Genomic DNA, 18,377 nt, shown 5'->3' on the forward strand with positions numbered 1-18,377 from the left:
TCACGCGTTTTCCAGGTCTAATCCGTCGAGGAAATGAACCACCCGATATCGGCGTGAACGTACTCAACCCGTCCTTTTCCGAGGTCAGTTCGTCGTCGGATACGGCCGAAGCCCGGTCGTGGCCAACGTCCACGGCCCCACAGTGACGGGGGCCCCGAAGGCGTAGTCGTGCTGGGCGCGGTAACGCGGTCCTTCGGCGGTCGGGCCGGGATCACCGAAGACGGTGAGGGTGGACTTGCGCGGGTCGACCACGAGGTAGTGCTCGATGCCCATGGCCGCGTAGTCCTCGACCTTCTCGACGTAGTCGTTGGTGTGGTTGGACGGGGAGACGACCTCGACGACGAGGGGGACGTCGCGGGGGTCGAAGGGGTCCATCGTGTCCTCGTCGAAGGCGGCGTTTGCCACGACGATCACATCGGGGCGGCGAAGCTTGCCCAACGACGGGTCCTCGATGTCGCCGCCCGTGTGCGCCACGAGTTCGGGCGGGAGCTGCTGGTCCAACTGCTGCCGGATGCGCAGGGCGGCGTACTCGTGCGGCCTCGGTGGCGACATCAGCATGACGATCGTGCCATCGGTGATCTCGAAGCCGCGCACATCGTCCGGTGCGTGCTTGGCCAGCTCCTCGGCAACGGCCCGCGTGCGTGCGTAGTCCACCATGCCGCCATTGTCCTGCAGAGGCGTCGTCTCACAGGTGCTTCGGCGGCGCCCATTGCCGAGCCGGGGCATAGGGCGAGTGGTGCGGGGGCCAGGCGGGGGCGGCAGGCTGGGTGGGGAAAGGGCTGGGGAAGGGCGGCGGGTAGGGCGGGGGCCAGGGGGTGGGGAGTGCGTGGAGGAGGGCGGGTTGGGCCAGGGGGCGGTGGTGCCAGAGGTGGTGGAGGAGTTCGGACTCGCGGGCGGCGAAGTCGGGGGGCTGGAGGCCGCGGGTGGCGGCGGAGCGCAGGAAGGCGAGGTGGGAGGCGTAGACGGCGTAGTCGCGGACCGCGCGGGCGCCGGTGTCGCCGTGGTAGCGGCGGGCGGTGTCGCGGGCGTCGGCGCGCAGCCGCATCGAGCCCAGGGCCACCGGTTCGCGCGGCGCGAGCCAGCCCGCGGCCACGTAGACGCCGAGCTGCTCGCGTACGGTGCGCAGTTCGCGTGAGCGGGCCCAGAAGGCGAGCCACACCAGCAGCCCGAAGACGGGGATCATGACGGACACGTACACCGTGAGGAAGCCCACCGGCGACAGCTGCGAGGAGCCGTTCCACGAGCCGTGCAGCACCATCGCGAGCAGCCAGCCGCCCACCGGGCCGAGCCAGCGCAGGGGGCTGCGGGGGCGGGCGACGGCGGCGACGGCGAAGCCGAGGCCGGTCATGGACGTGAAGAGCGGGTGCGCGAAGGGCGTCATCAGGACGCGTACGAAGAAGGTCGCCGCGGTGGTGGAGCCCAGCACGCCCGCCCCGACGGCCTTGTCCTCGCCGAAGGCGGTGCCGAGGTAGAGGATGTTCTCGGTGAAGGCGAAGCCCGTCGCGACCAGCCCGCCGAGCACGATGCCGTCGAGCAGCGACTCGATGTGCCGCCGCCGGAAGAGGTAGAGCAGGAGGATCGCGGTGCCCTTGGCCGTCTCCTCCACCAGCGGCGCGACGAACGTCGCCCCCCAGCGGTCGGACTGGCTCGGTGTCGCCGACAGCGTGCTGGCCAGCAGCTTCGCCCCGTACTCGTTGGCGAACAGCGCGACCAGCGTGGCCGCGCACGCGCCCCACGCGAAGGCGAAGGCGACGTTCTGCCAGGGGCTGGGCGCGACCCGGTCCAGCCACAGGAACGCCCACAGCAGCAGCGGCACGGGCAGCACCGCGAGCGCCATCCCGACCAGGAACGGCTCGGTACCTATGTGGTGCCGCACCACCGCGAGGATGACCACGCCGCACACCGCGAGCACGGTGAACAGCGCACCGGTGCGGACGGCCCGGCTCTCCCAGAACGGCCGCCGCGGGGCGTAGTGCAGGGAGGCGGGCGGCTCCGCCGGTACGTACACGCGCTCGTCGGAGGAACTGCCGGGCGGCGGCCCGGGCTCGGGGGAGTTCGGGGACGAGTACGAGTACGTGGACACCTTGTCGACAGTACGGGGCCGCGGCGGTGCTCCGCGAGGGTGCGGGGGCGCCCGACCTGGCGCGTCGGCGCGGGGAGCGGGCGCTCGGAGCCGCGTACGGACCCGGCGCTGAGACCAGGCGCTGAGACCTGGCGCTCAGACCCGCGTGAAGAGCAGGTCCCGCACGACGTGCCCCTTGTCCAGGCCCTGCCGCTCGAACTTCGTCAGGGGCCGGAAGTCCGGCCGCGGCGCGAAGCCCTCCGCCGGGTGCGCGTTCACCAGGCCCGGCGCGGCGCTCAGCACCTCCAGCATCTGCTCGGCGTACGGCTCCCAGTCCGTCGCGCAGTGCACGACCGCGCCGGGCCGCAGCAGCGGCGTGACGAGGGCGAGGAAGGACGGCTGGATCAGGCGGCGCTTGGCGTGCTTGGCCTTGGGCCACGGGTCGGGGAAGTAGACGCGCAGGCCGGCGAGCGAGCCGGGCGCGAGCATGTCGCGCAGCAGCACGATCGCGTCGCCGTTGGCGACCCGGACGTTCGTCAGGCCCGCGCGGTCGGCGAGTGCGAGCAGGTTGCCCTGGCCGGGCGTGTGGACGTCGACGGCGAGAATGCCGGTGCCGGGGTCGGCCGCGGCCATGTGCGCGGTCGCGTCGCCCATCCCGAAGCCGATCTCCAGCACGACGGGCATCTCGGCCGACCCGAACAGCGCCGCGAGGTCCAGCGGCCGGCCGTCCAGCTCCACGCCCCACGCACCCCAGTGCCGCTCGATCGCCGCGGCCTGGGCGTGCGTGATCCGCCCGCGGCGCGCATGGAACGACCGGATCCGGTGCTCCTCCCGCGACCCGGCGGGATCAGCGGCGGGCCCGTCCGGAAACCGCCCCCCGCCCCGCCGGGTACTCGCGGGCGCGGTCGCATCGGGAGCGGCGGTCGCATCGGGCACATGGGCGGCGGCTTCGGCGGCGGCAAGGGATGAGCTGGACACAATGCATCCGATTCTACGGGACCACGCCGGTGGCAACGGTGCAGGTGGTGGCCGGTGCAGATGGCCACCGGCGGTTCCCCCGCCGCCCCATCCCGGGGCCCGGCGCCCACCGGGGCGCGGCCGGGGAGAGGCCGGGGCGCGGCCCCGCAGCGGCCCGGCGGGAGCCCCCCGGCCCGCGGCCCCGGAGCGCGGCTCCTGAGCCCCGGGAGCGGCCTCAGAGCGCCGCCAGCACCCGCCGGGCGATTTCGCGGCCGATGGGCAGCGCGGCGGTCGCCGCGGGGGAGGGGGCGTTGAGGACGTGGACGAAGGGCGGTGATCCGGCGAAGCGGAAGTCGTCGACGAGGGTGCCGTCCGGGAGCACGGCCTGCGCGCGCACCCCGGCGGGCGCGGGGCGCAGGTCCGCCGGGCGGAGCGCGGGCAGCAGGCGGCGGGCCTGCGCGGCGAAGGCCCGGCGGGACAGGGAGCGGCGCAGTTCGCCGGCCTCCTGGCGCCAGTGCCGGCGGGCGATGCGCCAGGTGCCGGGGTAGGCGGCCGTACCGGCGAGGTCGCGTGGCCGCAGGCTCCACCGGTGGTAGCCCTCGCGGGCCATCGCCGGGACCGCGTTCGGGCCGACGTGGACGCCGCCGTGCACGTCCCGCGTGAAGTGCACGCCGAGGAAGGGGAATTGGGGGTCCGGCACCGGATAGACCAGGCCGCGCACCAGCCCGCGCCGGGCGGGCGCCAGCTCGTAGAACTCGCCCCGGAAGGGCACGATGCGCAAGGCCGGCTCGTCTCCGGCGAGCCGGGCGAGCCGGTCGCTGTGCAGGCCCGCGCAGTTGACCAGCACCTTGGTGCGCAGCGCCGGCCCGCCGGCGGCGGTGCCGACGGCGACCGTGCCGTCCGGCTCGCGGTCGATCGCGGTGACCCGCAGCCCGTACCGGATGACGCACCCGGCGTCCGCCGCGAGCCGGGCGAGCGCGGCGGCGACGCCGCGGAAGTCGCAGATGCCGGTCGAGGCCACATGGATCGCCGCCAGCCCGGCGATCTCCGGCTCGTGCGCGGCGATCTGCGCCGGCCCCAACTCCCGTACCGTCAAGCCGTGTTCGCGCCCGCGCTGGACGAGCGCATGCAGCCGCGGCAGCTCCGCCTGCTCGGTGGCGACGATGAGCTTGCCGGTGATTTCGTACGAAATCCCGTGCTCGGCGCAGAACTTCGGCGTCTCCGCCGCGCCCGCGAGCGCGTACTCGGCCTTGAGCGAGCCCGGCGGGTAGTAGATGCCGCTGTGGATCACCCCGCTGTTGTGCCCGGTCTGGTGCCGCCCGGGCCCCGGCTCCTTCTCCACGACGGCGACCCGCAGCGCCGGCGCGGCCCGGCTCAGCGCGTACGCGGTGGCGAGCCCGACGATGCCGGCGCCCACGACGGTCACGTCGTACGTCTGCTGCGTCTCCTGCTGAGCCGCGCGCGTGGCGGACATGGCGGGCCTCCTGTCCCGGGCAGGGTGTGCCGGTGATCAACTTACGCAACGAGACGCGGCGTTGTCCGGCAACCGGCGAGGGACCACGGGACCCGGCCCCCGAAAGGGCCCGCCGGGGGCGGCGCTACGCCGGGGCGGCCAGCAACGGCCGGGCCCGCTCCCGCAGTTCCAGCACGCGCGGCTCGTCGTTGTACGGCTCCAGCCGGTGCAGCAGGTCGCGGACGTACTCGGTCGTGCGGGCCGAGGAGATGCGCCCGGCGACCTCGACGGCCTTCGCGCCCGCCGCGCACGCCGCGTCCAGGTTGCCCGACTCCAGCTCCGCGACCGCCGAGACCACCAGCCGCAGGCCGTGCGAGCGCACGAACTCCTCGGTGGGGCGCGCCAGCGCGTGCTCGGTGAAGCGCTGCACCTGGCGCGGCAGCCGCAGGTCGCGGTAGCACTCGGCGGCGTCCGCGGCGAGCCGGTCGTAGGAGTAGAAGCCGAGCCAACTGGGGTCGGTGTCGCCCTCCCTGGCCCGCTCCAGCAGCGCCTCCGCGGCGGCGAGCGAGGCCCCGCAGGCCGCCGCCTCGCCGGCCTTGGCGTGCGCGCGGGCCTCGACGAGGTGGAAGAAGCTCATCGTGCGGGCCGTCGCCAGGCCCCGGTTGCGCTCGATCGCGGCCTGCGCGAGGTCCACGCCCTCGTCGGCGAAGTTGCGGTACGTCGCCTGCAGCGACATCGACGCGAGCACGTACCCGCCGAGCGGCACGTCCGCGGCGGCGCGGGCCAGCCGCAGCGCCTGGATGTAGTAGCGCTGCGCGGCTTCCTGCTGGCCGGTGTCGAAGGCCATCCACCCGGCGAGCCTGGTCAGTTCGGATGTCGCGCCGAACAGCGCGCGGCCCACGTCGTCGCTGTACGAGCCGAGCAGCAGCGGCGCCGCCTCGACCCGCAGGCACTCCGGCACCATGCTCGAACGCCAGTCGCCGCCGCCGTACTTGGAGTCCCAGCGGCGCGCATCCTCCGCCGCCTCGCGGAGCTTGGCGACATCGGCGTGCCCCACATGCGCCATCCCGGGAGCGGGCGCGTCGCGCGCCACGGTCGCGTCGGCCGGGGTGATCAGCCAGCGTGAGGCGGGCGTCACGTAAGCGCTCACTGCGAAGGATCCGGCCAAGCTCTGCCAGATGCCGGCCCCGCCGGGCCCGCGGCGGCCCGCGAGGTCCAGCCGCCACAGGTCGGTGGCCGATTTCACCGCCTCGCCGACATCGCGCGGGAAGGCCAGACCGACCTCGGGCGCCGGGTCGGCGTCGGCCAGGCCTATCTCGTGCAGCGGCACCGGCCGGCCGAGCTTGCTGCCGATGGCGGCGGCGATCAGATGCGGCGCGGCGCCCTGCGGCACCATGCCCTTGGCGACCCAGCGGGCGACGGAGGTCTTGTCATAACGCAGCGTCAGGCCCCGTTGCGCGCCGAGGTCGTTGACCCGGCGCGCGAGTCCGGCGTTGCTTATTCCGGCGAGACCGAGAAGGGCGCCGAGTTTCTCGTTCGGCCCGCGGTGTTCTCTGTTCACTGCGGTTCACCTCGTGATGCCGCTGGGGGCAGGCCGGCGGGCCTGGTCGGTCGATGGGGTGCGGGGGTCGCCCTCCCCTGGAGCCGATTCAGCCACCGCGGGGGCCCGTTGGCGGCGAGCGCGGTGCCTGAGCCGGTTGTCCGAGCCGCACGTACGGGTGCGAACCGGGTACACCCAGCGTAGTTCGCCGCCTCCCGACCGTTAAGTGTCTCGTGTCGGATGGCGCGAATCCAGCCCCTTACGCCAACGCGGAGATGGCGCGGAAAGTGCCCCCGCGCGGAGCTCCGCGAGCCCGCCGGCGGGCCTTCAACCGATCTTCCGCGCCGCCGCGTCGAACCTGCCGCGGACCACTGGCGGGGGTTCCGCGGGGGGTTCGCGGGGGTTCGGTGAAGGCGCCCGTGGCGCCCCGCTCAGGGGGCGCGATCGTGCTCCCGGTATATGTGGCCGTGCGCCTGCCTGTGCGCTCTGTGCCGGGACGGCTGCGGGGGGTTGCATGTGGACCCGTGGGTCGGCCCGCGCCACCGCCAGGCGGCTTGGCGGTGTGCGGCGGGCCGGCGAGTTCCGCTGCCACAATCCCCGCGGGTGGCGGACCGGCCCGGGAGGCGTTGGGCCGCCTCCCGGGCCGTGTGTCGCGGGCCCCGGGCGGTCCGGCGCCCCGGCGCCGGCCGCCTCGCCCCGTCCCGGTCCGCCCTCCTCCGCTGCCGCCCCGTTCCCGTCGCCGAGTCCCCTTCCCGGGTGGGCCGTTGGCTGCCCGCCGGGGTGATCGCCGGGGCCCCGTACCGGAGTTGCGCGCCGGCGTGCGCCTGCCGTGCGGCCGGCCGCCCCCGCCGTCCCGTACGGGTGCGTCGGCCGGATGCGGCGGGCGGCCCGCGGCAAGATCGACGGCGGAAAACGATCGCGCCGAACCGGCCCCGCCGTCCGGCATATCGCGCGCGGCATGTGCCGCTCCCGCGCCAAAACTTTGGCGTGAATACGACGTTTTGGCCGTGGCGTTCGTCACGCCTTCCGTCGCCGTCCGCAACATCCCGATTACGTACGGGATATGCTTGGTGATCGAGGTGCACGCGGGGTGCGGTGGAAGCCCGGCCGAGGAGTCGGCGGGGCTGGTGCGGGCGCCCGCGCGGACCGGGGGAGCCGGTGCATATGCCCCCGGGCTGGACCAGGGCGCACGAACCGGCGCACCCGGGAGCACTCATGCGCCTCCTTGCGCGCGTCCACGTGGCAGCATGGACTTTCGGACGTCAGACGTGGCGGCGGTGGCGGGGCGAGGCGCGCGGCGAGTCAGCGGTGGGTCGGATCCTGCACCGGCTGTCCACAGCCTGTGGAGGCGGCGATGCGGTGGTTGGTGGGGTGGAGCAGTGCCACCGCGAGTCCCGTACCCGGCGCCGGGACGCGCACCCTGCTCCCGGTCGGCGCGCAACTGCTCTGGGACGGCCCCGATCCGCTGTGGGCGGTGGGGGACTGGCGCCCCGACGAGATCCGCGTCGTCCACGCGGACGCCGCCGGCGCGGGCGCGCGGTACGGCAACGGCGCTGCGTACGGGGCGGGTTCGTACGGCGGGACGTCGTACGGCGAGAGCTCGTACGGTGAGAGCTCGTACGCGAACGGCTCCTCCGGCGGGGTCTCGTACGGCGGGACCTCCTACGGCGAGGGCTCCTACGTCAACGGCGGCGCGTACGGCGGCACTTACGGCAGCGGCCCCCGCGTCAACGGGCGGGGCGGGCCGGGCGGCGGGGCCCAAGGCATCGCGCGGCTCGCGGTGTTCGGGCGGTGCGCGGCCAGCGACTCCGAGCTGCGGCTCGGCCTCGTCGCCGCACGCGGCGGCGCCCTGCGGCATGTCACCGCATGGCCGGGAAGCTACACCGCCGTCCTCCAACTCGGCCGCCGCGTCACCGTGCTGGGCGACCTCGCCGGCGCCCGCCCGGTCTTCCACACCCGCTTCTCCCTCGGCACCGCCTACGCCACCGCCGCCCTCCCGCTCGCCGACCTCGTCGAGGCCGGCCTGGACGTCACCCACCTCGCCGCGATGCTCGCCTGCCCCGACGCCCCCGAAGCCCTCGGCGACGGCACCCCCTACCTCGGCGTGCGCCGCGTCCCGCCCGGCCACGCCCTCACCCTGCGCGAGGGCGGCACCGAGATCACCGGCTACGAGCCCACCGCCTCGCTCGCCGTCGGCCACCAGCCCGCCACCGCCGCCGACGCGGACGCCGCCGTCGCCGCCATACGCGACGCCCTCGTCGAATCCGTCCGGGCCCGGCTCGCGCAGCCCCGCTTCGTCCCCGACGGCGCCGGCTTCGACGGCACCCTCGCGGACGGGCCCGCGCCCGGCATCGGCGCGGACCTCTCCGGCGGCTGCGCCTCCGGCACCCTCGCGCTGCTCGCCGCGGGCCTGCCCGGCATGCCCGGCATGCTGCCCGGCGCGCCCGGCACCGCGGCCGGCGAACGCCTGCTCGCCGTCACCTTCAACGACCTCACCGCCGGCGGGCTGCCGCTGCGCGAGGGCGAGCTCACCCGTGCCGGCGAACTCGCCGCCGACCCCCGGCTGCGGCACGTCGTCGTCGCCGGCGGCGAGGAGGCCCTGCCGTACGCCGACCTCACCGGCGGCGCGCCCATCCCGCTCACGGACGAGCCCGGGCCCTCGCTCGTCGTCGCCGAACGCCACCGGCGGCGGCTCGCCGCGGGGGGCGCCGACCATCTCATCGGGCTCGGCGCCCGGCAGGTCCTCGACGCGCACCCCGCGCGGCTCGCCGACCTGCTCATGGACCGCCGCCGCCGGCACCTCGTACGCCCCGTCGCCGCGCTCACCCGCGCGGGCGGCTCCGCCGCGGGCGGGCCCGCGGTGCTCGTGCCGCTCACCGTGCCGATCACCGTCTACCGCGCCGCCCGGCGGCTCGCCCGCACCCCGTACCAGCAGGGCGTCGAGGACGCGGCGGCGCGGCTGCTCTCCTACGCCTCGGGCGGCGCCGTCGAGCGCCCCGCCGACGGGCCGCTCACCGCGTCCCTCGCCGCGATGGCCTGGGTCCGGCCGGGACCTGCCGCCCGCTGGCTCACCGGCGAGGCGCTCGCCGAGGTGTCCGTACGGCTCCAGGACGCCGCGCGCCGGCCCTGGCCCGTCGAACGCCCCGGCGAGCGCCGCGCCCATGCGGTGCTGGCCCGGCACGCGGCGGACTTCCGCGTCCTGGAGCAGGCCGCTGCCGTGCCGAGCCAGCGGCTGCACGCGCCGTACCTGGACAACGCGGTCGTGCGGGCGGCGCGGGCGCTGCCGGGCGCGCTGCGGGTACGCCCCGGGGCGCGGGCGGAGATCCTGGGGGACGTGCTGGGGAGCGCGGGCGTACGGTCGCTGCCGGCGGGGTGGGGGGCGGCCTCCCACTCCACGGCGTCCGCCGCGGCGGCCTCCCGGGTCGGCCTGCGGGCGGCCCTCGACCCGCTGGTCGAGCTCTTCGAGGCCCCGCTGCTGGCCGACGCCGGCCTCGTCGACGCCCGCGTCATCCGTAAGGCCCTGCACGCCGCCGCCACGACCCCCGCCCCTCTGGAGGGCCTCGCCGACCTCGTCGCCGTCGAACTCTGGCTCCGCCGCCTCCTCGCCCGCCGCGGCTCCTGCTGGACCGGCCCGGACTCCCCCGAACGCCGGGCTGTGGCGAGCGGCGTCCAACGCCTCTCCCTCTGAGCGGGGGGCTGGGTGCCGCCCGGCGGGGCGGCGGGGCCGGGCGGGGGGCCGGGCGGGGGGTCGGGTGCGCTCCGGGGGGCACCTCCTCGGCCTGCGCACCACACCTCCTCGCGAAGCCCGGTACCCCCTTGTCGTGCGCAGTCCTGCGGGGGCACCCCCCGAATCCCCCCCTCCTGCTCCTCACCCCTGCTCACGGACAGGGTGACCACCCCCATCCATGCACGGAGAGCCCCCGACGGCGCGCGAGGGGCACGGGAAGACAGAAAGCCGACGTCTCACCCGCACGGGTGGCTGGGGGTGGGAACCACCCGCGCCGCAGGCGCGGGGAACCACCCACGTACGGAGAGCCCCCGACGGCGCGCAAGGGGCACGGGAAAACAGAAAGCCGACGTCCCACTTGCACGGGTGGCTGGGGGTGGGATCACCCCGCGCCGCAAGGCGCGGGCACCACCCACAGGCGGAAAGCCGGCGACGGCGGCAAGCCCCACAAGAAGACCCGCCCCGCCCGGACGGGCGATGTCACCCCCATGCCGCAGAATGGACGCCCGAGGGGCGAAGCCAAAACGAGCCGGCCCGCGTAAGCGGACAAGCGGAAGGGAGTACGCATGACCGTCTGGGACGACGTAGTCGGCCAGCCCCACGTCGTCGCGGAGCTCTCCGCAGCCGCCACCGACGCCGACGCAGTCGTCACCTCCGGAGCCCCCGGCTCCCGCATGACCCACGCCTGGCTCTTCACGGGCCCCCCCGGCTCCGGCCGCGCCACCGCGGCCAAAGCCTTCGCCGCCGCCCTCCAATGCGTGAGCCCCGACAAAGCCCTGGGCGCAGCCCCCGGCTGCGGCTTCTGCGACGGCTGCCACACCACCCTCATCGGCACCCACGCCGACGTCGAGTTCGTCCGTACCGACCTCCTCTCGATCGGCGTCAAGGACACCCGGGACCTGGTGCGGCGCGCGTCGATGTCCCCGGCGGGCGGTCGCTGGCAGGTCATCGTGCTGGAGGACGCCGACCGCCTGACCGAGGGCGCCGGCAACGTCCTGCTCAAGGCGGTGGAGGAGCCGGCGCCCCGTACGGTGTGGCTGCTGTGCGCGCCCTCCGTCGAGGACGCCCTGCCCACCATCCGCTCGCGCTGCCGCCTGCTCACCCTGCGGACGCCCTCCGCGGAGGCGGTCGCGGACGTGCTGACCCGGCGGGACGGCATCGACCCCGTCCTGGCCGGCGAGGTCGCCCGGGCCACCCAGGGGCACATCGGACGGGCCCGGCGCCTCGCGACGGACGAGGCCGCGCGTGAGCACCGTGCGGCGGTGCTGCGGGTGCCGCTGCGGGTCGACGACATCGGCGGGTGCCTGCGCGCGGCGCAGGAACTCGTCGACGCGGCGGCCGAGGACGCCAAGGCGGTCGCCGAGGAGGTCGACGCCAAGGAGACCGAGGAGCTGCGCGCGGCTCTCGGCGCCGCCGCCGGCACGGGCGGGCGGATGCCGCGGGGTACGGCCGGCGTGATGAAGGACCTCGCCGACCGCCAGAAGCGCCGCAGTACCCGTACCCAGCGCGACACCCTCGACCTAGCCCTCACCGACCTCGCCGACTTCTACCGCGACGTCCTGACCGTCCAGTTCGGCACCCCCGAACGCATCGCCAACACCGCGGCAGCCGACAGCATCCACAAGGTCGCCGCCGCCTCCCGCCCCGAGCAGAGCCTGCGCCGCATCGAGGCCGTCCTCGCCTGCCGCGAAGCCCTCGACCGCAACGTCGCCCCCCTCCTCGCCGTCGAAGCCCTCACCCTCACCCTCCGCACCGGCTGACCCCCCCGCGCCTGCCCCGAGGCGAAGCCACCGCCCAGCCCCCCGCCGGGCCCGTCCCCCCCCGCAGCCCCCGGCGCCCGACAGCCAAGACCGCAGCACCCGGCACCAGTAGCTGACCGCCTGCGCCCCGCAGCCCGGACCGTAACGCGCGGCCTTCGGCAGCCCGCGCCGGGACCGTCCCCCCTGCGTCCTTCGCCAGCGGGCAGCGCGTAGCCGGGCCGCCCGGACCGTACCCGGCAGCCCGGACGGCAACCCTCAGCCGCTCCCGGCAGCCGGCAGCGGACCGTCGGGCCGCCGGGACCGCGCCCTCCAGCGGTAGGCGGCCAGCGGCCCGCAACCGCACCCCGCGGCGTGCAGCGGCCCCCCAGCCCCCGGCAGGGCTCCTCCTGGGTCAACCCCGTGGCGCGTTCGGGTGATCGGGCGGCGGGGTGCGTGACGGCGGCGCGGGGTGGGGCGGTCGGCGTTGCAAGGTGCAGGCAGTGGTCCTGCCTCCCGCCCTGTCCCCGCGGGAGTGCCGTCGTCCCGAGGGGGTTGCCGTGGCTGACGTCGTACGGTTGGTGCTGCTCGTGCTCCTTGGCGCAGGGGCCGCGGGGTTGGGGCACTGGGCGGTGCGGCACTGGTGGCGGGAGCGGCTCGGGCGGGCCTACGAGCTGCCCGTCGACCGCACCGGCACGGTCGTACGGGCCGGGGCGGCAGGTGTCGCGGCGGTCATGGCCGGGGTGCTGGCCCTGATCATGACCGGCGGCCCGCGCAGCGGCGAGCAGCCCGCAGCCTCCGACGTCACCCCGGCGGCCGTCGCGGCGGGCGCACCCCCGCCCCCTGCCGCACCCCCCGCCCGGACCCCCGAGCCGGCACCGCCCGCGCCCGCGGCCCGCGCCATCGGTCACCCGGCCGGCGGCGTGCTGGAGCAGCTGCCCGACGGCACCCGGGTCTGGCTGCCCCCGCGCTACACCTCCCCGCGGGCCGCCCGTATCGCCTTCCCCGTGGCCCTCGTCCACCTCCCGGCGGCCTCGGAAGCCGACCTCTTCGCCGGTTTCGCCCGCGCCGCCCAACGCGGACTCGCCGACCCCTTCGTCCTCGTCCTGCCCACCACCTGCTCCTTCCCGTCCACCGCGCACACGCCCCTGACCCCCAACCCTTCCGCCGCCGTCAGCCCCGGAGCACCGGCAACCCCGGGCCCCGGCGCCGCAGCCTCCACCCCCACGAGCCCGGCCCCCACCGCCACCGCAGCACCCCCCGCCGACGACCTCACCGCCCTCGCCGAAGCAGCCCGCCGCTACCGCCTCCTGACCTCCCGTACCGCAACCGCCCTCATCGGGGCCGGCGCCGACGCCCCCTGTGCCGTCAACGGAGCACTCGCCACCACCGGCCGCTTCGGTGTCGCCGCCGGGATCTCCGGCCTGTATCCACCACCTGCCCCCTTCCTCCCGGGCGCCGCCAAGCCCCCCACATCGAACTCCTCCGCATCGAACCCGTCCGCACGGCGCACCTCCGCACCGCGCCCCTCCCTGCTCCTGACCACCGCCCCCGGCGAGACCGCCGCCCAGACCGCCGCCCGCCGCCTGCGTGACGCCCTGCACCCCGGCTACGACCAGGTCCGCCTCCTCACCGGCCCAGCCGCCCACCGCGACCTCTACGCCCAGGTCGCCGCCTACTTCACCGAGAAGCTCGACGGCCCCGCCGCGACCGCCGCGACCCCCTCCGTACCGACACGATCCACCCAACCCCCCTCACTCACGAAGTCCCCCGCACCCGCCTCACCGCCCCACCCCCTTGCTACCCACCCCGCACCGCCCCCCAATCCCCCAAAACCGCACCAAAACCCATAATCACCCGTTAGGGGACATCGCCCAGGCCGTCCCGGCCCACCCCAGCTACGCTCGCAGTCATCCGACGGGAGGACCTGAGCAGCCGATGCACCTGACGCGCCCGCTCCGCTCCCCGGCCATCGCCCTCGCGATGACCGGGCTGCTGCTGTCCGTATCCACGGGATGCTCGGACGGCGGCAGCCACCACGCCGCGGCCTCCTCCCCGCCCCCCGCCGCCCCGACCGCCCCCGCCGCCGGCGCGGCGGCGCAGCCCGCGCCGTCCGCAACCGCCTCCGCCGCCGCGGATTCCGCCACCCCGGGGACGCTCACCCCCCTCCCGGCGGCGATCCCCGCGAACCTCCAGCCGTACTACAAGCAGAAGTTGTCCTGGCACACCTGCGGCGTCCCGGAGTTCCAGTGCACGACGATGCGCGTCCCGCTCGACTACGCGCACCCCGTCACCGCCGACGACCTCACCCTCGCCGTGGCCCGTAAGAAGGCCGACGGCCCCGGCAAACGCCTCGGCTCGCTGCTCGTCAACCCCGGCGGCCCCGGCGGCTCGGCCATCGACTACCTGCAGTACGCGGCCCTCGGCTACCCCGCCGAGGTCACCGCCCGCTACGACATGGCCGCCGTCGACCCGCGCGGCGTCGCCCGCAGCGAGCCGGTGAAATGCCTGACCGACAAGCAGATGGACGCCTACACCGCGGTCGACACGACCCCCGACGACTCCGCCGAACAGGGCAAGCTCGCCACCGCCGACCGCGGCTTCGCCGCCGGCTGCAAGAAGATGTCCGCCAAGCTCATCGGCCACGTCTCCACCATCGACTCCGCCCGCGACATGGACGTCCTGCGCCAGCTCCTCGGCGACAGCAAGCTCAACTACGTCGGGAAGTCGTACGGCACCTTCCTCGGCGCGACCTACGCCGGCCTCTACCCGCAGCGCGTCGGCCGCCTCGTCCTCGACGGCGCCATGGACCCCTCCGTCAGCGCCGAGGAGAGCAGCCGCGCGCAGGCCGGCGGCTTCGAGACCGCCTTCACCGCCTTCGCCGGCGACTGCGTCAAGCGCTCCGACTGCCCCCTCGGCCACACCTCCACCGCCGACGCCGGCAAGCGCATCGACGCCCTCTTCGCCGCCCTCGACAAACACCCGCTCCCCACCGGCACGCCACGCCCCCTCACCGAGGCCCTCGGCACCACCGGTGTGATCGCCGCAATGTACGACCAGGAGGCCTGGCCGTCCCTGCGCGGCGCGCTGGCCAGCGCCAACAAGGGCGACGGCGGCCCGCTGCTGAAGCTCTCCGACAGCTACTACGAGCGCGACGACGCCGGTAAGTACAGCAATCTGATGTACGCCAACGCCGCCGTGAACTGCCTCGACCTCCCCCCGGCCTTCCACTCCCCGGCCGACGTCACCAAGGCGCTCCCCGCCTTCCGCGCCGCCTCCCCGCACTTCGGCACCGCCCTGGCCTGGTCCTCCCTGGTCTGCGGCTACTGGCCGTTGCCCGCCACCGGCCACCCCGAGCGCATCCCCGCCAAGGGCGCCGCCCCGATCCTCGTCGTCGGCACCATCCGCGACCCCGCGACCCCCTACGCCTGGGCGAAGTCCCTCGCCGCCCAACTCACCTCCGGCACCCTCCTCACCTACGACGGCGACGGCCACACGGCCTACGCCCGCGGCTCCTCCTGCATCGACTCCGCCGTCAACGCCTACCTCCTCTCCGGCACCGTCCCCCCACCCCACAAGACCTGCACCTGACCAGCCCCCAGCCGGTCAGGACCACCCCCCAGAACCCTGTAGACTTTCCCCCGCTGCGCCTGCCACCCTTGGCCCCACGCGCGCAGCACGCCGCCTTAGCTCAGTTGGCCAGAGCAACGCACTCGTAATGCGTAGGTCTCGGGTTCGAATCCCGAAGGCGGCTCCGAGAAAAGGCCAGGTCACATAGCCCGTGACCTGGCCTTTTGTGCTTCTCGGGGCATAGCGCGTCCGGCCGCTCGGATAGCGGTGAACGGCTTGCGTGAGCGATGCGTGAGCGGAGCCGCTCGGGACCTACTTCTTGGGCTTCTTGCGTTTGCCCTTCTTCTCGGTCCGGGCCTGCGCTTCCCTCGCCTTCTTCGCAGCCTTGCGGGCTTGCTCCGCCTCGGCTTTGCGTTGGAGGGGGACGAGCTTGGCAGTGGCCTCGGCGGCACGCTTGCCGACCTCGGGGAGGACGCTCTGGTAGATGTCCCGCGTGATCCGGGTGTCGCTGTGGCCGAGGGTGTCGGACACGACCTTCACGTCGACGCCGGCGGCGAGCATGAGGGTGGCGGCGCCGTGGCGGAGGTCGTGCAGCCGGATGGGCGGAAGGCCAGAGGCGGCGACCAGTCGTTCGAAGAGGTCGGTGATCTTGCCGGGGTGCAGCCAGGAGCCGTCCTCCTGGGTGAAGACGAGCCCGGTCTCCACCCAGGCCGAGGCCCATTTCTCCCGGTCGGCCTCCTGCCGCTCACGGTGCCTCCTCAGTACCTCCACGGTGTCGTCGTCCAGGGCGATTACCCGGAAGCCGCTGTCCGTCTTGGGCTCGGACGTTTCCACCTGCCAGCCGTGCTGGACGAGTTGGGCGGAGACAGTGAGGGAGTGGGCGTCGAGGTTGGTCTCCGACCAGGGCTGACCGCACGCCTCGCCGCGTCGCAGGCCGCGGAAGGCGATCAGGTGCCACATCGCGTACAGCCGGTCCTCGGCGACGAAGTCGAGGAATGCGCCGGTCTGCTCTGGTGTCCAGACCATGACGGGGGAGGGCTTCTCACCGGTCCTGTGCCACTTCGCGACCCGTTCGTCCGTCCACACCAGCGCTTTCGGCTTGCGGACCGGATCGAGTTCGACGTGGGCCGCCGGGTTGAAGGTGATGATCTGCTGGCTGATGGCGTCGTTGAGAGACGCCCGCAGGGTGGCCTTGATGTGCAGCCGCGTCGCCGGACCGGTCACCCGTCGGATCGCGGGCATGGCGTCGATCGCCGTCTTCATCGCCTTGCGGCGCGCACGGTGCGGGGCGCCTTTCCACGGCACTGTGGCCAGTTCGGCCACCGCTGCCTTCCGCTGGGCGTTCTGTTCCAGGACCTCGGCGTTGGAGTCGGCGATGGCGGTGAACATGTCGCTGAGGTGGCTGACTCGAAGCCGGTCGAGACGAAGGTGCCCTATACGCGGCTTGAGGTGGATGCGTATGTCGGTCTCGTAGCGGCTGATGCCCGACCTGCGTATGCGCTTCGCGGCGAGCCACTGGTCCAGCCATTCGCCGACGGTGATCCGCCCGATGAGATCCTGGCCGGACTTCAGCCGACGCCGCGTCTCCTCGACGTCAGGAAGTGGGGTCTTTTCTTCGCTGACTTCCGCCAGCATGGACGCGATCAGCGCGATGCCCTCGGGGTCGTCCGACTCGGCCAGACCGAGGAGGGCGCGTACGTGGTCGAGGTCGGCTTGAGCGGCCTTGAGCGTCTCGTAGCCGGCGCGGCTGAAGGAGCGGCGGGAGCCGTCTTCGCGGGGAGGGAGTTCCTGTCGTACGGAGTACGAGCCGTGCTTCCGAGTGGCGAGCTTGGGGCAGTTCTTGCCGAGGGGTCTGCCGGTTTCGGGGTCGCGGCAGTAGCAGCGGCGGTGAGTGGAGCCCTTCAAATGCTGTCCTTTCCGTCGGGGATATCGGCAGTGAGCGTTTCGAGCCCTGGTGGCACACTCACCGTTGGGCCGAGGATGCGCTGGATCCGCGAGCGCGTGGTTCGCAGGCTGGCTGCCGCTGCTTTGAGGCGCTTGATGGCTTGGTCCGCGTCCCGCTCGGCTTCTTCACGTCTCGCAGGATCTGTGGCTCTCCTTGCGGCGTCGTGATGGGACCGCATGTCGTTCCAGGCGTTGAAGGCGGCGCTCTCCTGGCGGCCCTTCGCGCGGAACGCTCTGACGAGGGCCGCATCCAGGCCGAAGCCGGATTCCCCGGTAAACCAGCTCATGGCGTCCCAGGTGGCCGTTGGGTGCTGGAGGGGCAGGCGCTGAACTTCGCTGACATGCCCCAGGGGGTAGATCAGGAGCGCGGGGTGCGTGCCGAGTGCCTCGGCGAGCACGATGACGTCGACGAGCGGGAGGACCGAGCGGCGCCCGGATTCCATGTTGGCGATGACGTTGCGCGGGATCGGGTGGCCGATCGCGGAGCAAGCATCTGCCAGTTCCTGTGCGCTCATGCCGCGCTCCTTTCGCCGACGGCGGACCTCGGCAGCGAGGGTCGCCATGACATGAGTCGTCCACTCCGGTACGTCGTCGCTCTCCTCCTCGTCCTCGAAGCTGTCCATGTATTCATCGTCAGAACCGACTTGTGTCACAGAGACACATTAGCTTCGTCAGGATTGTTTTCTGAAGCCGGGAGATCGAGGACCACACGGTGTTCGCCGAAAGCTTCAGGAAACGAGCGGAGTTGTGCATGGGTGTGGCCGAAACGGCCCGTCCGATGACGAGGGGAATGAGCCGGACCGAGGTGCTGGCACTGCCGGCAGCGGTGGACCTGGAGACGGCGAACAGGGCGCTGGGCCTGGGCCGGAGCAAGGGCTACGCGTTGGCCAAGCGCGGTGAGTACCCGTGCCGCGTGCTGCGGCTGGGCAACGCCTATCGGGTGGTGACCGCCGAACTACAGGCCCTGCTCGGCCTGGCGGCGTGAGCCCTTGCCGTCGTTTTCCCAGGACGCTCTCAACAGTCCACCCCGGTGGGACCGGCGTTCCAGCCTGCAGCCTGCCGTTCGAGGAGTGATGCATGCCCCGTACGAATCCAGGCGCCGACGGCGCACCCCCGAGTCCGGCATGGCCGCCGGTGGCGATATCGGGCGGACCAGGCCGGGTGGCCGGCGGACCGCTTGATGCCCGCGGACCGGTCCCTGAGTGGTCCGCGGATCAGGGGACCACAGCGGGAGCGATCCTGCGGACCAACGGTGGCTGGTCCGCCGCACGGCACGCCGGTCCCGCAGGGGAACGGACCGCGAGTTCGGAGGCTGAGGACCGGACCGAGGCTGAGCGGTTGGTCCCCGGACCAGCGGTCCGCACGGATCAGGGCACGGACCAAGCTTG

12 protein-coding genes and 1 tRNA gene are annotated in these 18,377 nt (G+C 74.1%); 6 read left to right on the forward strand and 7 right to left on the reverse strand.

Annotation, left to right across the window (positions count from 1 at the left end; genetic code table 11):
* Nucleotides 1-84: 84 nt before the first annotated feature.
* The 5 genes from HCN08_RS07390 to HCN08_RS07410 form a co-directional block, all read right to left on the reverse strand.
* The gene (locus HCN08_RS07390; protein WP_206318507.1) at nucleotides 85-657 is read right to left on the reverse strand and encodes a Uma2 family endonuclease; all 573 of its coding nucleotides are present in this window, start codon (nucleotides 655-657) and stop codon (nucleotides 85-87) included.
* A 28-nt stretch (nucleotides 658-685) separates the two neighbouring features.
* Nucleotides 686-2,083 carry a PrsW family intramembrane metalloprotease gene (locus HCN08_RS07395; RefSeq protein WP_167982109.1) on the reverse strand — a complete coding sequence of 466 codons (1,398 nt, stop codon included), beginning with the start codon at nucleotides 2,081-2,083 and terminating at the stop codon, nucleotides 686-688.
* A gap of 135 nt (nucleotides 2,084-2,218) precedes the next feature.
* On the reverse strand, nucleotides 2,219-3,040 hold the full coding sequence (gene trmB, locus HCN08_RS07400; RefSeq protein WP_322974294.1) for a tRNA (guanosine(46)-N7)-methyltransferase TrmB: 822 nt from the start codon (nucleotides 3,038-3,040) through the stop codon (nucleotides 2,219-2,221).
* 214 nt (nucleotides 3,041-3,254) lie between these two features.
* Nucleotides 3,255-4,493 (reverse strand): L-2-hydroxyglutarate oxidase, encoded by a 1,239-nt coding sequence (lhgO, locus tag HCN08_RS07405; protein ID WP_167982110.1) that lies wholly within the window; start codon nucleotides 4,491-4,493, stop codon nucleotides 3,255-3,257.
* Between the two features lie 124 nt (nucleotides 4,494-4,617).
* Nucleotides 4,618-6,033: an MFS transporter gene (locus HCN08_RS07410; protein ID WP_167982111.1), complete on the reverse strand. Its 1,416-nt coding sequence runs from the start codon at nucleotides 6,031-6,033 to the stop codon at nucleotides 4,618-4,620.
* Between the two features lie 1,333 nt (nucleotides 6,034-7,366).
* On the opposite strand from HCN08_RS07410, the gene HCN08_RS07420 reads away from it, so the two are divergent.
* From HCN08_RS07420 to HCN08_RS07440, 5 genes are all read left to right on the forward strand, one after another.
* Nucleotides 7,367-9,700, forward strand: coding sequence for an asparagine synthase (locus HCN08_RS07420; protein ID WP_206318509.1), 2,334 nt, complete (start codon nucleotides 7,367-7,369; stop codon nucleotides 9,698-9,700).
* Nucleotides 9,701-10,305: 605 nt separating this feature from the next.
* Nucleotides 10,306-11,499, forward strand: coding sequence for a DNA polymerase III subunit delta' (locus tag HCN08_RS07425; RefSeq protein ID WP_167982113.1), 1,194 nt, complete (start codon nucleotides 10,306-10,308; stop codon nucleotides 11,497-11,499).
* Nucleotides 11,500-12,035: 536 nt separating this feature from the next.
* Entirely contained in the window at nucleotides 12,036-13,328 is a 1,293-nt protein-coding gene (locus HCN08_RS07430) for a hypothetical protein (RefSeq protein WP_167982114.1), read from the forward strand.
* Nucleotides 13,329-13,413: 85 nt separating this feature from the next.
* Nucleotides 13,414-15,066: an alpha/beta hydrolase gene (locus HCN08_RS07435; protein WP_167982115.1), complete on the forward strand. Its 1,653-nt coding sequence runs from the start codon at nucleotides 13,414-13,416 to the stop codon at nucleotides 15,064-15,066.
* An 89-nt stretch (nucleotides 15,067-15,155) separates the two neighbouring features.
* Nucleotides 15,156-15,229, forward strand: a tRNA-Thr gene (locus HCN08_RS07440).
* Between the two features lie 128 nt (nucleotides 15,230-15,357).
* Here the strand turns inward: HCN08_RS07440 and HCN08_RS07445 are convergent.
* Both HCN08_RS07445 and HCN08_RS07450 read right to left on the reverse strand, forming a co-directional pair.
* Nucleotides 15,358-16,950 (reverse strand): tyrosine-type recombinase/integrase, encoded by a 1,593-nt coding sequence (locus HCN08_RS07445; RefSeq protein ID WP_167982116.1) that lies wholly within the window; start codon nucleotides 16,948-16,950, stop codon nucleotides 15,358-15,360.
* On the reverse strand, nucleotides 16,947-17,612 hold the full coding sequence (locus HCN08_RS07450) for a helix-turn-helix domain-containing protein (protein WP_167982117.1): 666 nt from the start codon (nucleotides 17,610-17,612) through the stop codon (nucleotides 16,947-16,949). Before HCN08_RS07450 ends, HCN08_RS07445 begins: the two co-directional genes overlap by 4 nt.
* 167 nt (nucleotides 17,613-17,779) lie before the next feature.
* Between HCN08_RS07450 and HCN08_RS07455 the strand changes: the two genes are divergently transcribed.
* Complete coding sequence (locus HCN08_RS07455) at nucleotides 17,780-17,974, forward strand: hypothetical protein (RefSeq protein WP_167982118.1); 195 nt, start codon at nucleotides 17,780-17,782, stop codon at nucleotides 17,972-17,974.
* The last annotated feature ends 403 nt before the right edge of the window (nucleotides 17,975-18,377 follow it).

This window comes from Actinacidiphila epipremni, from assembly GCF_012034175.1.
GTDB lineage: Bacteria > Actinomycetota > Actinomycetes > Streptomycetales > Streptomycetaceae > Actinacidiphila > Actinacidiphila epipremni.